Origin of the sequence: Streptomyces sp. NBC_01216, from assembly GCF_035994945.1 — a bacterium.
Lineage (GTDB): Bacteria > Actinomycetota > Actinomycetes > Streptomycetales > Streptomycetaceae > Streptomyces.
In genome coordinates this window covers 88,153-101,019 of record NZ_CP108679.1, presented here as the reverse complement: position 1 = coordinate 101,019, position 12,867 = coordinate 88,153, and the positions used below count along the sequence as shown (strand labels likewise).

Genomic DNA, 12,867 nt, shown 5'->3' with positions numbered 1-12,867 from the left:
CCGGCGAGCGCCCGCCCGTCACGTCCACGGCGTGTTGTCGTCGGCCGTCCCGTTGGCGACCGACACGGTGGCGTGACCCCGCACGAGCTGGTGCTGAACGCTCGCGGCGCCCACGACCAGCGAGATGGCGACGAGCATTGCGGCGGCGATTGCCTTGGTGAGGTCCATTGCGGTTCTCCTTTGTCGTCCGATCCGTGTCGCTTCGTAACCAGCTTCGGCCCGACGCGTATCGCGACGGCATGCCAGCGTTATCACCGCACTATCCCGGCCCTGACCCGGCGCGAATACGCTCGGCATGCCGGAGCGATAGGGCGTGCGGCGAGATTCATTCCTGCCGACCTCGCAACCCCGCGGCACCCGGCGCTCAAGGAGTGATTCGATGTCCGTAGGAACATGGGCCCCGGCGACGCCCGCACTGTTGAGCGTCCCGGTACCCCCGCCGCAACGCGGCCCCGGAACGCCCGCCATAGCGGCGGTGGATCTTGTCAGGGAATTCACCCGCAAGAAGAAACCCCCGGTACGTGCGCTACGGCGCCTCTCCCTGACCGTGGCGCAGGGCGAAGTGCACGGGCTCCTCGGCCCGAACGGCGCGGGCAAGACCACCTTCGTCAAGATTCTCAGCACCATCCTCTTGCCGACCACCGGCCAGGCGGCGGTCTGCGGTTACGACGTCGTACGCGACAGCCACCAGGTACGAAGGCTGATCGGCGTCGTCATGGGCGGCGAACGCGGCCTCTACACCCGGTTGACCGCCCGGCAGAACCTGGAGTTCTGGGGCGCCGTACAAAAAGTCCCGCACAAGGTGCTGCGGTCACGTACCGAGGAGTTGTTGCACCGGCTCGGGCTGGCGGCGAAAGCGGACGCGCGGGTCGAAACGTACTCGCGCGGCATGAAGCAGCGGCTCCACCTGGCCCGCGGACTGATCGGGGACGCCCGGGTGCTGTTCCTCGACGAACCGACCATGGGCATGGACCCGGTCGCCGCCCGCGAGTTCCGCAAGCTGATCGGCGAACTGCGCGACGAGCAGCGCACGATCCTGCTGGCAACCCACGACATGGCCGAGGCCGAAAGCCTCTGTGACCGCGTGAGTTTCGTCCGCGACGGCACAGTCGTCGCCACCCGCTCGCCACAAGCGGTGGCCGAGCTGGTATCCGCCGCGCAAGGCATCGAACTGGGCGGCGTCGACGCCGCCCTAGCCTCGACGCTGGCCGAAGTACCCGGCGTCACCTCGGTCACCGCCGACGGCCCGACCGTCCGGGTCCTCGTCCGCTCCCAGGACGACTTTCCGCGACTGCTGCACCTGCTGGCCGACCACGGCGTCACGTCGCTGCGCACGCTGCGGCCCTCCCTCGAAGACGTCTACGTACGGCTCATCGGCGACCGCGGACTGGAAGTCTGACCGTGGGCGCCGTCCGGGCCGGATTCCTTCTCCAACTCCGCTTCTACCGCCACTATCCCGACCTGCTCGTGCCGCTACTGACCGCCCCGCTGTACAGCGGGATCTTCACGATGATCATGAGCTACAACGGGCGGACCGATCTGGCGGGTGCCGCCTCGCTCGCACCCTTCTACATGTCGCTGTGGTGGTTCGCACTGTTCAGCGGCGGCTGGATCATCCAGACCGACCGCTGGGAGGGCACCCTCGAATACGTCGTGGCGGCTCCGGCCGACTTCGCGGCGGTGGTCTTCGGCCGGATCGGAGCGACCACGCTCCCCGGGTTCGCCGCGTTCGCCGAGACCTGGCTGTTCGCCCGTTACGTGCTGGGCAGCGACGTCACGGTGCGCCACTGGGGCGTCTTCCTCGGCTCCTTCGCCCTGACGCTGCTGGCCATGGCCGCGACCGCGCTGCTGATGGCGGCGGCGTTCGTGCTCGCCCGCAACGCCGTCACCCTATCGAACTCGATCAGTTTCCCGTTCTACGTGCTCGGCGGGATCCTGGTGCCCGTCGCACTGCTGCCCGGCTGGCTCCAGCCGCTGTCCAAGGCCGTCTTCCTATCCTGGTCCGCCGATCTGCTACGGGCCGGCATCGCCACCGCTCCGGTGCCACACCCGATACGCGGCATGGTCATGATCGCACTTCTGGGGGCGGTCGCGCTGGCCGCCGGCCACACCCTGCTGCGGCGCATCCTCGGCCAGGTACGCAGCACCGGAGAGCTGGGGCTGCGATGAACCTCCTGCACGTCATACGCCGCGCGTTCTGGCTCGGTGCCCGCGACTACACGGCGATCTTCACGTGGAAGACCTGGCTGACCAACTGGTTCGTCCGGGTCATCGCCCAAGTCAGCTTCTTCGCCCTGGTCGGCCGCATGCTCGGCGCCCCCGGCCAGACACAGTTCCTGCTGGTCGGCAACGCCGTGATGCTGGCCGCGATGGTTGGGATGTGGGCCGTCAACATGGTGAACTGCGAACGCAGCGCCGGCACCCTGCCGCTGCTGGCCGCCAGTCCCACCCATCCCGCGGTGGTGCTCGCCGCCCGCGGCTCCTATCTCATCGTCGACGCCACCCTGTCCGCCTCCGGCGCCCTGCTGGTGACCGCTTACCTCTTCGGCATGCCGCTGCCATGGCCCCGGGTGGCCGCAGTGATCGCGCTGATCGCCGTCGTCGCCACTTCGACGTTCTGCTTCGGCACCCTAGCCGGCAGCCTGCTGCTGGGCTTCCGCTCGATCGAGACGATCGTCACCAACGTCGGCCTGGTCGCCCTGATGACCCTGTGCGGAGTGAACGTCCCACTGGACTTCTACCCGGAACCGGTCCGCTGGGTATCGTCCGTGCTCCCGCTGACGCACGGGCTGGTGGCCGTCCGCCACGCCGTGGCCGGTGAACTGCGGGCCGCCCTGCTGCCGGCGCTGCTGGAAGCGCTGGTGGGCGCCGGCTGGCTGACCGTCTGCCTGCTCATCTTCACCACAGTCGTCCGGCGCGGCCGCCGCCACGGAACCCTCGACTACGCGTCGTGACCGGCGCCAGCCCCGCCACTTCGTACGGAGCGAACGATGCCCTGCGCAGCCTCACCCACGGCCGTCCTGAGTACGGTCTCCTCCGACTCGCACACCTGGAATCTGATTTTCCTTGAGCTGCTGCTCACCGAGACCGGCTACCACGTTCACAATCTTGGCGCCTGCGTCCCCGACGAGCTCCTGATCGGGACCTGCCACGACCGGCGCCCCGACCTGCTGGTGCTCAGCTCCGTCAATGGACACGGTGCGATCGACGGGGCACGGGTGATCAGGAGCCTGCGTGCCGCTCCCGCCCTGGCCGCGCTCCCGGCCGTGATCGGCGGCAAACTGGGCACCGACGGGGACAACGGCGTGCCCGCGCGTCGACGGCGGCTGACCGAGGCCGGCTTCGACGCGGTGTTCGAAGGCGCGTCCGCCGTCGTGAACTTCCAGACCTTCGCGCGCGATGTGCGGGATGCAGCGCTGATCCCGGGCGGCGTGCGATGAGGGCCGGCATCCGGCAGGACTTCGGCGGCCTCGTACGACGGGCGCGCGCCCGCGGCGAGATCGTGGTGCAGCCCCGGATGGGGTTCAGCGACCCGGCCGCCATGCGATCGGGGCTGGCAACCGTGGCAGCTCTGCCGGCAGCCACCGCCGGGACGATCACCGTGGACAGCTACACCCGGTTGCGGGACTACGCCGCCTTGCGTGAAGCCCTCGCCGCTGGGGAAACCCTCAACGGTTATCCCATCGTCACCGCCGGAAACCGGACCACCAGGGCAGTCACCCGGGGTCTGACCGACGACGACTTCCAGATCCAAGTGCGGCACGGCTGCCCCGATCCGCTGGACATCGTCCGGTCGATGACGAACGCCGGGCTGTACGCGACCGAGGGCGGCCCGCTGTCGTACTGCCTGCCCTACGGCCGGCTCCCCGTGGCCGAGTCCGTCGAGAACTGGCGGCGTACCTGCGATCTCCTTGCCTCCCAGCGCCACCCGGACACCGAGCCGCATCTGGAGACCTTCGGCGGCTGCCTCATGGGCCAACTGTGCCCACCGGAACTGCTGATCGCGGTCAGCATCCTGGAAGGCCTCTTCTTCCGGCAGCACGGGCTGCGCAGTGTCTCCCTGAGCTACACCCAGCAGACCCACCACGCCCAGGACCGCCAGGCACTTACGGCGCTGCGGACACTGGCCGGTGATTACCTCACCGGCATCGACTGGCACATCGTGCTCTACACGTACATGGGAATGTTTCCCACCACCCCGCACGGCGCACGGCGGCTCAGGAGGCAAGCCGCCCGGTTGGCCGTCGAAGGGCATGCCGACCGGCTGATCGTCAAGACCGCCGCCGAGGCACACCGCATACCCACAACAGCCGAGAACTCCACCGCTCTGCTCGACGCCGCGGCCGATCTCACAGCGCCGGCGGACCGCCCCGTACGGGAGAACGACGACCGCGCCACCAGGGTCGTGGACGACGCACGGACCTTGATCGAAGCAACGCTCGAACTGTCCCCGGACGTCGGCGACGCACTGACCGGCGCGCTGCGCCGCGGCTACCTCGACGTGCCGTTCTGCCTGCATCCGGACAACCCCGGACGGGCCATCTCGCACATCGACCGGACCGGCCGGCTGCGTTGGCTCTCCGTCGGCTCAATGCCGCTGCACGCCGGCCACGGACCGGCGGCCCCGACCTCGACCACGCTGTTGGCCGATCTGGCCCATGTGGCCGGCCGCTTCGACTCACTGGAACCCCGTCCCGGGCCGCGGCACCAAGCGGTTCTCAGCACCGGAGGAATCCGATGACCACCAGCATCCCGATCCACAGGTCCCACCCCATCCAGCAGGACGCCATGCACGACTACTCCACCGAACACACGCCCCGGCTGGTACGCATCGGCGAAAGCGAATGGACGCTGTGGCCCACGGCCATGGTCCGCGGGGCGGGTTTCCCCGCGGAAGCGGTCCAGCGACTCGCCGACGTACAGCTCGCGGCTCTCGCCGACGCGGCCCCTGAGACCGGCGCCCCCGGCGCCGAGTTCCTCCGCGTGTGGGACGAGAGCGCCGAACGGACCAGCGGCGAACTCGCCACGGTGGCCGCGTCCGACCGCTTCCAGTCTGCGGTCGGCTGGCAGAACCCGCGCTTCCTCGACACCGCGGTCGAGCCGTTCCTGCGTCAGCGGGCCGCGGGCAAACCGGCGAACAGCAAGCGCCGCACGCGGGAGCAGACCATCGCGACGTACTGGCAGCGGTACTGCCTGAAGAACGAGACCATCGGGTTCTTCGGGCCGGCGGCCTGGGCGTCGGTCGGCGGCGACGACGAGGTCCTGCACGCCGAGCCGGGCCCGGACATGGTCGCCGAGGGCACGGTCCACCTGGAGCGCTGGGCAGTCGACACGCTCGCCCGCAGCCTGGCCGGGAAGTTCGACCTGCGGCCCTGGCTGCGCCCGCGACGCAGCCCCTTGGTAGGGCTCGACGGCGACCGCGTCGGCCTCGCCGACGGCACGAGCGAACCGGTGGACGCGTGCTCTGCCGCCGTGCTGGCCACGGCCAACGGCGCGATGACCGCCCGCCAGCTCGCCCAGTTGCTGATCGGACGGGCGGATCTTCCGCTGACCAACGAGGCGGATGCCTTCGCTGTGTTCGACCGGCTCCGGCGCAAGCGGTGGCTGATCTGGCGGCTCGAGCTCCCGACCTCGCTGGCGGCCGAGGAAGACCTGCTCGCCCTGCTCGGCGAAATTGACGACGAGGACGTACGCGCCACGACGGTCGGCCAGGTCACCAAGTTGATCGACGGACGGCGGCGGTTGCAGGCCGTCTGGGCCAAGCCCACTGAGGCGAGGCACGAGATGGACCGGCTGGAGCAGACGTTCCAGCGGCTCACCGGAGCCGACGGCACCCGCCGCGCGGGCCAGGCATACGGCGGCCGGACACTCGCCTATCTTGAGTGCCGTCGCGACCTCACTGTGCGGGTGGGGGCCCGGTTCACTGACTCGATGCGCCCGATCACCGGCGTGCTGGACAGCATCCGCTGGCTGACGTGGCGAATCCGTGAACAGCTCGAACCGGACGTCCGCGCCGCGTACCGATCGGCCCAGGGGCGCAGCACGTCCGCCCACGGCGTCGACGCGGCCACCTTCTGGGTCGAGTGCATGCCCCTGCTGGGTGGCCGGATGGACGCCGTGGTCCGCGAAGCCGTCGCCGAGTTCCACCGGCGCTGGCACACCGTCCTCGACCACGACCCGGACGTACACCAGGCCGCCTACACCACGGCGGAGCTGGAACCGGCGCTCAAGGAACAGTTCGACGCCCCCGAACCCGGATGGACCCAGGCCAGGCTGTCCTGCCCGGACGTGATGGTAGCCGCGGGAAGCGACGAGGACGTCCGCCAGGGGCACTACAGCATCGTGCTCGGGGAGGTCCACGCGGCGATGAACTCCCTCGACTACATCTCCATCGTCCCGAGCCATCTCGATCCCGGTGTCCTGCGCGCCGGCCTCGACGCCAGCTTCCCCGGGCCGCGGCTCATGCCGGTGCTGCCGACGGAGAGCCGCCCGCACTTCACCGTGCGATCCCACCCGGCTCTCTTCCGCGCCGAGGACCACCGGCTCGCCATCATGCCGCAGACGCCGCTCCCGCAAGCGGAAGGCACGATCCTGGCCGCGGACGCGGTCGTCCGTGAAAGCGACTGCCGACTCGTCGTGTCGATCCCAGGTCACACCGGGCAGTTCGATGTGTTCGATCTGTTCGGCGAGACGCTGAAAGCCCTGATGCTGCGGCACTTCAGCCTCTTCCCGATCCGGCGCCACCGCCCGCGGATCTCGGTGGACGAGGTTGTCCTCGCCCGCGAGGGCTGGCGTGTTCCCGTGGGCGACCTGGACTTCGCCCGGCTGCCGGACGCAGGGCAGCGGTTCATCGCGGCCCGTCGGTGGGCCGCGAAGCTCGGCCTGCCTCGGTACGTCTTCGTCAAGTCTCCTGTGGAGACCAAACCGTTCTACGTCGATTTCGCCGCGCCTGTCTTCGTCGACATGCTCGCCTCCTGCGTGCGCCGTACCGCCCGGGACGGCACCGGGGGTGAGACGGCCACGCTCACGTTCGTCGAGATGACCCCCGGCCCGGACGAGCTCTGGCTCGCTGGTGGCGACGGTCGGCAATACACGTCGGAATTCCGGTTCGCCGCTCATGACCTGCGCGCGAGGGCAGGAGGCGGACAGTGAACGCGTTCTCCGAGGCCCTCACCGCACTCGGGACCGACCACATCCGGCTCGCGTACCACTACGCGGATGTCGGCGACGCCGACGCATACGGCTCGCTCCTTGACACCGATGTGGATATCGAGGCCCCGGGATTCCTCTACGGCCGGGGCCGGGCCGAAGTCCAGCAGCAAGCGGCCCGACTGGTCCCGGGACAGACCCGGCACCAGATCCACCTCGTCATCGCGGACCAGCGCAGCATCGTCGTGGTGGGCACCGCCCGCACCGGCCACTCGGCGGCCACCACGGAGTTCACCGATGTCTTCATCTTGTCGCGCGACGCGTTAATCCTGCGCCAGCGTCGCTACCTGGCCAGGCGCGACACCAGCACCAACGCCTGAGTTCATGAAGAGGAGTAGTCCGATGAACCACACAGTTGCCGAACTCGATCAGGTCATCACGCTCGTCACGGAGGTCCTCGGAGTCCACGGGCTCACCGCGGACAGCAACTTCTTCGACGCCGGCGGCGACTCGCTGACGGCCGCCCACCTGTCGCTGCTCCTCGAAGAGCGCTTTGGCACGGGAGTGGATCTCTTCACCATCTACGCGTCCGAGGACCTTCGCGAGATCCACACCGCGCTGCTCGACGCGACGGGATGCCCCGCATGAGCGCCGTAACACTCGCGGTGGAGCGGCCGGCAACGCGCTCCGTCCTGATGAGCCGGATACGGCAGATCGCGGCCGAGCGAGGCGGGAACATCGCGATCAGCGGGCCGCACACCCGGCTCGGCTACCGCGACCTGATCGAGCGGGCGGACGCCTGGGCCGAGTTGCTGCGCGGGTACGCGCCTCCCCCGGGGGCCGTAGTGGCGCTGCGGGTGATGGACCCCACGTTCCTCGCTCCGGCGTTCCTCGCCGTCCGCGACGCCGGACTGGTGCCGACGCTGATCGACTCACAGGCCCCGGCAAGCCGCCGTGCCGCGGTTCTCGACGCGGCTCGTCCGGCCTTGCTGATGGACGTACGCGACATGCCCGAGATCGCCGAGGTGTCGTCGGAGCCGAGGCTGCTGCCCGCCGGCGCGGGATATCTGGGCTTCACCTCAGGAACACAAGGCCCGCCCAAGGGCATCGTCGCCCAGGAGCGCGGCGTGCTGCGCTTCATCGACTGGGAGATCTCGACACTCTCGGTCGGCCCCACCGACCGCGTGGCCATGATCAGCCCGCCGACGTTCGAGGTCGTGTTCCGCGAAATGTTCGTCGGCCTGGGCTCGGGCGCACAACTCGTCACGGCGGACGTCACCACGCGCGCCGATCCGCGTGCGGTCCTTCCCTGGCTGGCGGAGCGGGACATCACCGTCGTGCATGCCGTCCCCGGCCTGGCGGCACGCTGGATGGCCGCCGCTCCCGGTGTCCACATGGATCGTCTCCGGTGGACGCTGTTCGCCGGTGAACCGCTGCACGCCTGCCATGTGGACGCGTGGCGAGACGTGGCCCGGCACACCGAGGTGGGTAACCTCTACGGGCCGTCGGAGACGACGCTGGCCAAGTTCTGGTACCACGTGCCCCGGGATCGGCGTCCCGGTCTGCAACCTGTCGGCCGGCCGTTGCCGGGCGCGCGCCTGCGGCCCCTCGAAGCCGCCGACGGCGTCTTCCGGGTGGGCATCGACACCCCCGACGGCTCCTTCGGCTATCTGGAAGGCACGGCATCCCCGGCGGACCATGCCGCTCTGACGCGCACGGCGGGCACCACCGTCTTCCGCAGCCAGGACCTCGGAATGCTGGACGCGGACGGCGATCTGATCATCAAGGGCCGCCTCGACGCCCGGGTCAAGCGGCGCGGGGTGTTCGTCGATCTCGGCGCCATCGAGGAGGCCGCGAACCGGCTTCCCGGTGTCGCCTCGGCCGCCTGCGTGCACACCACTCCGGCCACCGGTGGCTCGATCGTGCTGTGCGTCGAGGTCGATGTGAGGCTGTCGGTACCGGACCTGCGCAGGGCCCTGTTGCGTGTCCTGGGGCCGGAGTCGCCGGACCGGGTCGTCGCCGTGCCACGTCTGCCCCTCTCACCGAACGGCAAGATCGACCGGCGGGCGCTCCTCGCGGCCCTCGAAGCAGAGTCGGCGCCGCTCCCGGAAAGGGCGAGCGCATGACGAACCGCGTCGTGGTCATCGTCGACCCGTACTCCTCCGGGGTTCTCTACGCGCCTGCCCTGCGCAGGGCGGGTTTCTCACCCGTCGCCGTACGCTCCGCCCCGTTCCCGGCCACGCAGTTCACCTCCACGTTTCGCCCCGACGACTTCGACCGGTGCCTGCTCGGGGACACCGGCCTGGACTCACTCGTGCGGCAACTGGCCCCGCTCGGCGTCGCCGCGGTCGTCCCCGGCTCCGAGAGCGGGGTGACCCTCGCCGATCGCCTCACGGCGAGATTGACACCGGCGACCGCCAACCTCCCCTCGCTCGCTCACTGCCGCAATCACAAGGGCCATATGACGGCGGCGGTCGCCGCCGCGGGACTGCCCGTCACCCCGACCGTCTGTGTCCACGAGCCGGACCAGGCGACGGACTTCGTCGAACGCGGCGACGTCGCCGGGCACGACCTCGTGATCAAACCGGCGACCAGCGTCTCCACCGACGGCGTGACCCTGGCCCCCGCCAGCCGGGGCTGGCGTCCCGCCGTCCGGAAACTGCTCGGCAGGACCAACGCCACCGGCGTGCGCAACGAGGAAGTCGTCCTCCAGCGGCGCCTGACCGGCACCGAGTACGTGGTGAACACCTTCACGGCCGAGGGCCGCCACCTGGTCTCCGATGTGTGCCGCTACACCAAGGTGACCAACGGGGACAGCTTCGCGGTCTACCAGGACGTGGAGTTCCTGCCGATGGACGCCCCCCACGTCCCGGACCTCATCGCGTACGTACGGCGAGCGTTGGACGCCCTCGGGTTCCGGTTCGGCGCGGCCCACACCGAGGTGATGCTCACGGCCGAGGGCCCCCGCCTGATCGAGGTCAACTCACGCATCGCGGGCAGCGGCATGGCCGCGGCCGCCGAACTGGCCACCGGCGACAACGCGGTCCGACGGCTCGTCCGCCATCTGCTCGGTGAACGCGACCAGCCCGACGGGTTCACCCTGCGCCGGACCGTGAAGGTGGCCATGTTCATCGCCGAACGCAGCGGTGTCGTCACGAACGTGGAGGCATACCAGTCGATCCTGGCCTTGCCGACCTGCCGTGGCCTGCACCTGAACGTCAGCAACGGCGACCGGATCCAGGCCACCTCCGACCTGCTTTCGTCCCTGCGACTCGGCTGGGCGCTGCTGGCCGACCGGGATCCGGCCAGAGTGGCCCGCGACTACGCCAGCCTGCGTTCGTATGCGAAGGGCATGCGCATCGCCCCCGCAGCGGTCGGGCACGAGAGGCGGGCGGCGTGACCCCGACCGCATCACTCATCAACCGAAAAGATCTTCTCCCTGGAGGACCGATGTCGGAAACCCTGCACTTCTCCCCCACCCTGGTGGCGCCCGCCCTGGTCCGGCGTCAGGTGCCGATGCCGTTGCGATTCGTGGACGGATACCGGACCGACGCGACGATGATGACGTTCGAGGGGCTGATAGACGGCCGGGAGCACATCGCGCTGGGCCTCGGCGATTGGGAAGGTTCCCTGCGCCGGGCGGCCGTAGGTGGCCCGCCGCCTCTGGTGCGCCCGCACAGCGAGTGCCTGACCGGGGACGTGTTCGGCAGCCAGAACTGCGACTGCGGCCCACAGTTGCGGGAGGCGGCTGAGCGGATCACCGATGCCGGCGGAGTGCTGCTGTATCTGCGTCAGGAAGGTCGCGGCATCGGTCTCTACGCCAAGCTCGACGCATACGCGCTACAGCTGGGCGGAATGGACACGTACGAGGCGAACGTCGCCCTGGGCCGCGGTGAGGACGAACGCGATTACGCCGTCGCCGCGCAGATGCTGCTCGCACTCGGCGCCGACCGGGTCAATCTGCTCAGCAACAACCCAGACAAGGCCGCACAGCTCGAGGAATACGGAGTGAGGATCGCCGAGCGCGTCCGGACCGGCGTCCACGTCTCCCCGTGGAACAAGCGCTACCTGACCGCCAAGGCCACTCACACCACGCACACGCTCGACCTGCTCTGACATGACGATACGGCGAGCCGCACGCCGAAACGGAATTCACCGCGCGAGAGGGACATCATGACGGCGTCCAGTTCCGAACGAGGGCCACTGTGCTGGCAGCAGGAATCACTCCTCACCCGTCAACACCAGATCATGCTGGAGCAGAAATCGACCCGCGCCGGCAGCAGAGCCCTCAGCACCAGGTTCGCCATTCCGGAGCATATGACCGACACGGACCTCCACGCCGCGCTCCATCGCATGGCACAGCGTGAGCCTAACTTGCGCGCGATGAGCATAAGTCTGGACGGCGTTGAATACGCGAACACCGCTCCCGTGCCGATCACGCATGTGGAGTGCGACGGGGAGCAGAGCGTCCGAGACTTCATCGCACAATCCGGACGTGCCGAATTCGGCACCGACGGCGGGCCGTTCTGGAAAATCTACGTCCTTCATCACCGGGGAGAGGACGGCAGGTCCTCGCGAACAGCGTGCGCGGTATTGGACCACCTCATAACGGACAGGGCGAGCATGGCTCTCATGCGTCGGGAGCTGAGCGCCAGCGTAGTGGCCGACCCCGGCAAAGGTGCCGGGCGCTATCGGCAATGGGTCGTCGAACAACGCGAAAGATTCGCCGACGGAGCTCCCCGGAACTCGGCGGCGGGCCAGTTTTGGCGCAGCCACCTCGGTGACACGTCACCGAAGCGTCCGACGCCACTCGAACCGTTCGCCAGACGGCCACGCGGCCGGCACTCGGGGAAGGTGTGGGCCATAAGCGAGCACGTCCCCGTTTCGCCGCATCGCCTGAGAGCCGCGTGCAGGAGCGCTCGCGCGACTCCTCTCGTCCTGCACCTGGCGTCCGTGGCCGGCACGATCGCCCAAGCGTCGGACACAACCGACATGACCCTGCGCCTCCAGACCGCCGGTCGGGGCCCGCGTTCGGCCGAAATGTTCGGATTCCTCGCGAACACGGTTCCGATCCGGCTCCGGCACGCGGCGCTCGGTTCCTTCGATGGTGCCGTGGCGGCCGCGCGGAGTGCTTGGGGGCAGATCCTGCCCCACCAGGACACGCCCCTGGGATTCCTGGAGAAGTTGTTCGATCCTTCGGACAGTTCCGGGACCGGAGCGCTGGCCGGTCGTGGCCAGCTGGTTGTCAACTGCTTTCCCGATACGGTGGAAGGAATTACCGGGGTTGACTACGCCGACCGGATCATTGATTTCCCTCAAGATTTCCTCCATCTCTTCATCGTGCCCCTCGCGTCGGGTGGCTTCATGTTTCGACTAAGTTGCGGTGAGGCCGAGCTCGACATCGAAGACGGCCGCATACTGCTGAATCAGCTCAAACAGCAGCTCGTGACAAATGTACGTGCGGTCCTCGGGCACAAACCGGGAGGTGAGCTCTGCCGAACTGCCGTCGACAGGACAGCATGACCCGTTTCCCTCCAGCACGGACAGACTCTCCGACATTACGGATACCGATAAATCACCCGACTTTTCTGGTGATGCGGCTTGCCGAGTGCGGCCGGCCAGGGCCCGGTACCCAACGACGGCACTGAGCTCCTCGCCCAGGTCACCGCGGAGTGCGCCCTACTACGCCGCCAGTGGTAGGGCTGACCTCGAAGAAGA

13 protein-coding genes are annotated in these 12,867 nt (G+C 69.0%); 12 read left to right on the top strand and 1 reads right to left on the bottom strand.

Annotated features, from left to right (window positions below):
* Positions 1-18: 18 nt before the first annotated feature.
* Entirely contained in the window at positions 19-168 is a 150-nt protein-coding gene (locus tag OG393_RS34740) for a hypothetical protein (RefSeq protein ID WP_327379052.1), read from the bottom strand.
* A 211-nt stretch (positions 169-379) separates the two neighbouring features.
* Between OG393_RS34740 and OG393_RS34735 the strand changes: the two genes are divergently transcribed.
* From OG393_RS34735 to OG393_RS34680, 12 genes are all read left to right on the top strand, one after another.
* The gene (locus OG393_RS34735) at positions 380-1,399 is read left to right on the top strand and encodes an ABC transporter ATP-binding protein (RefSeq protein WP_327379051.1); all 1,020 of its coding nucleotides are present in this window, start codon (positions 380-382) and stop codon (positions 1,397-1,399) included.
* A 2-nt stretch (positions 1,400-1,401) separates the two neighbouring features.
* Positions 1,402-2,169: an ABC transporter permease gene (locus OG393_RS34730; protein WP_327379050.1), complete on the top strand. Its 768-nt coding sequence runs from the start codon at positions 1,402-1,404 to the stop codon at positions 2,167-2,169.
* Positions 2,166-2,954: an ABC transporter permease gene (locus OG393_RS34725; RefSeq protein WP_327379049.1), complete on the top strand. Its 789-nt coding sequence runs from the start codon at positions 2,166-2,168 to the stop codon at positions 2,952-2,954. The genes OG393_RS34730 and OG393_RS34725 overlap by 4 nt, the downstream gene beginning before the upstream one ends.
* 36 nt (positions 2,955-2,990) lie before the next feature.
* Positions 2,991-3,440 (top strand): cobalamin B12-binding domain-containing protein, encoded by a 450-nt coding sequence (locus tag OG393_RS34720; protein WP_327379048.1) that lies wholly within the window; start codon positions 2,991-2,993, stop codon positions 3,438-3,440.
* Complete coding sequence (locus tag OG393_RS34715; protein WP_327379047.1) at positions 3,437-4,741, top strand: methylaspartate mutase; 1,305 nt, start codon at positions 3,437-3,439, stop codon at positions 4,739-4,741. The genes OG393_RS34720 and OG393_RS34715 overlap by 4 nt, the downstream gene beginning before the upstream one ends.
* Complete coding sequence (locus OG393_RS34710; RefSeq protein ID WP_327379046.1) at positions 4,738-7,152, top strand: lantibiotic dehydratase; 2,415 nt, start codon at positions 4,738-4,740, stop codon at positions 7,150-7,152. The genes OG393_RS34715 and OG393_RS34710 overlap by 4 nt, the downstream gene beginning before the upstream one ends.
* Complete coding sequence (locus OG393_RS34705) at positions 7,149-7,529, top strand: nuclear transport factor 2 family protein (RefSeq protein WP_327379045.1); 381 nt, start codon at positions 7,149-7,151, stop codon at positions 7,527-7,529. The genes OG393_RS34710 and OG393_RS34705 overlap by 4 nt, the downstream gene beginning before the upstream one ends.
* A gap of 22 nt (positions 7,530-7,551) precedes the next feature.
* Positions 7,552-7,797 (top strand): acyl carrier protein, encoded by a 246-nt coding sequence (locus tag OG393_RS34700; RefSeq protein ID WP_327379044.1) that lies wholly within the window; start codon positions 7,552-7,554, stop codon positions 7,795-7,797.
* A complete protein-coding gene (locus OG393_RS34695; protein ID WP_327379043.1) occupies positions 7,794-9,275 on the top strand; it encodes an AMP-binding protein in 1,482 nt (493 codons plus the stop codon). Before OG393_RS34700 ends, OG393_RS34695 begins: the two co-directional genes overlap by 4 nt.
* Positions 9,272-10,549, top strand: a complete 1,278-nt coding sequence (locus OG393_RS34690) for an ATP-grasp domain-containing protein (RefSeq protein WP_327379042.1) — start codon at positions 9,272-9,274, stop codon at positions 10,547-10,549. The genes OG393_RS34695 and OG393_RS34690 overlap by 4 nt, the downstream gene beginning before the upstream one ends.
* A 50-nt stretch (positions 10,550-10,599) precedes the next feature.
* Entirely contained in the window at positions 10,600-11,265 is a 666-nt protein-coding gene (locus tag OG393_RS34685) for a GTP cyclohydrolase II (protein WP_327379041.1), read from the top strand.
* A 132-nt stretch (positions 11,266-11,397) separates the two neighbouring features.
* Entirely contained in the window at positions 11,398-12,672 is a 1,275-nt protein-coding gene (locus OG393_RS34680; RefSeq protein WP_327379040.1) for a condensation domain-containing protein, read from the top strand.
* Positions 12,673-12,867 lie beyond the last annotated feature (195 nt).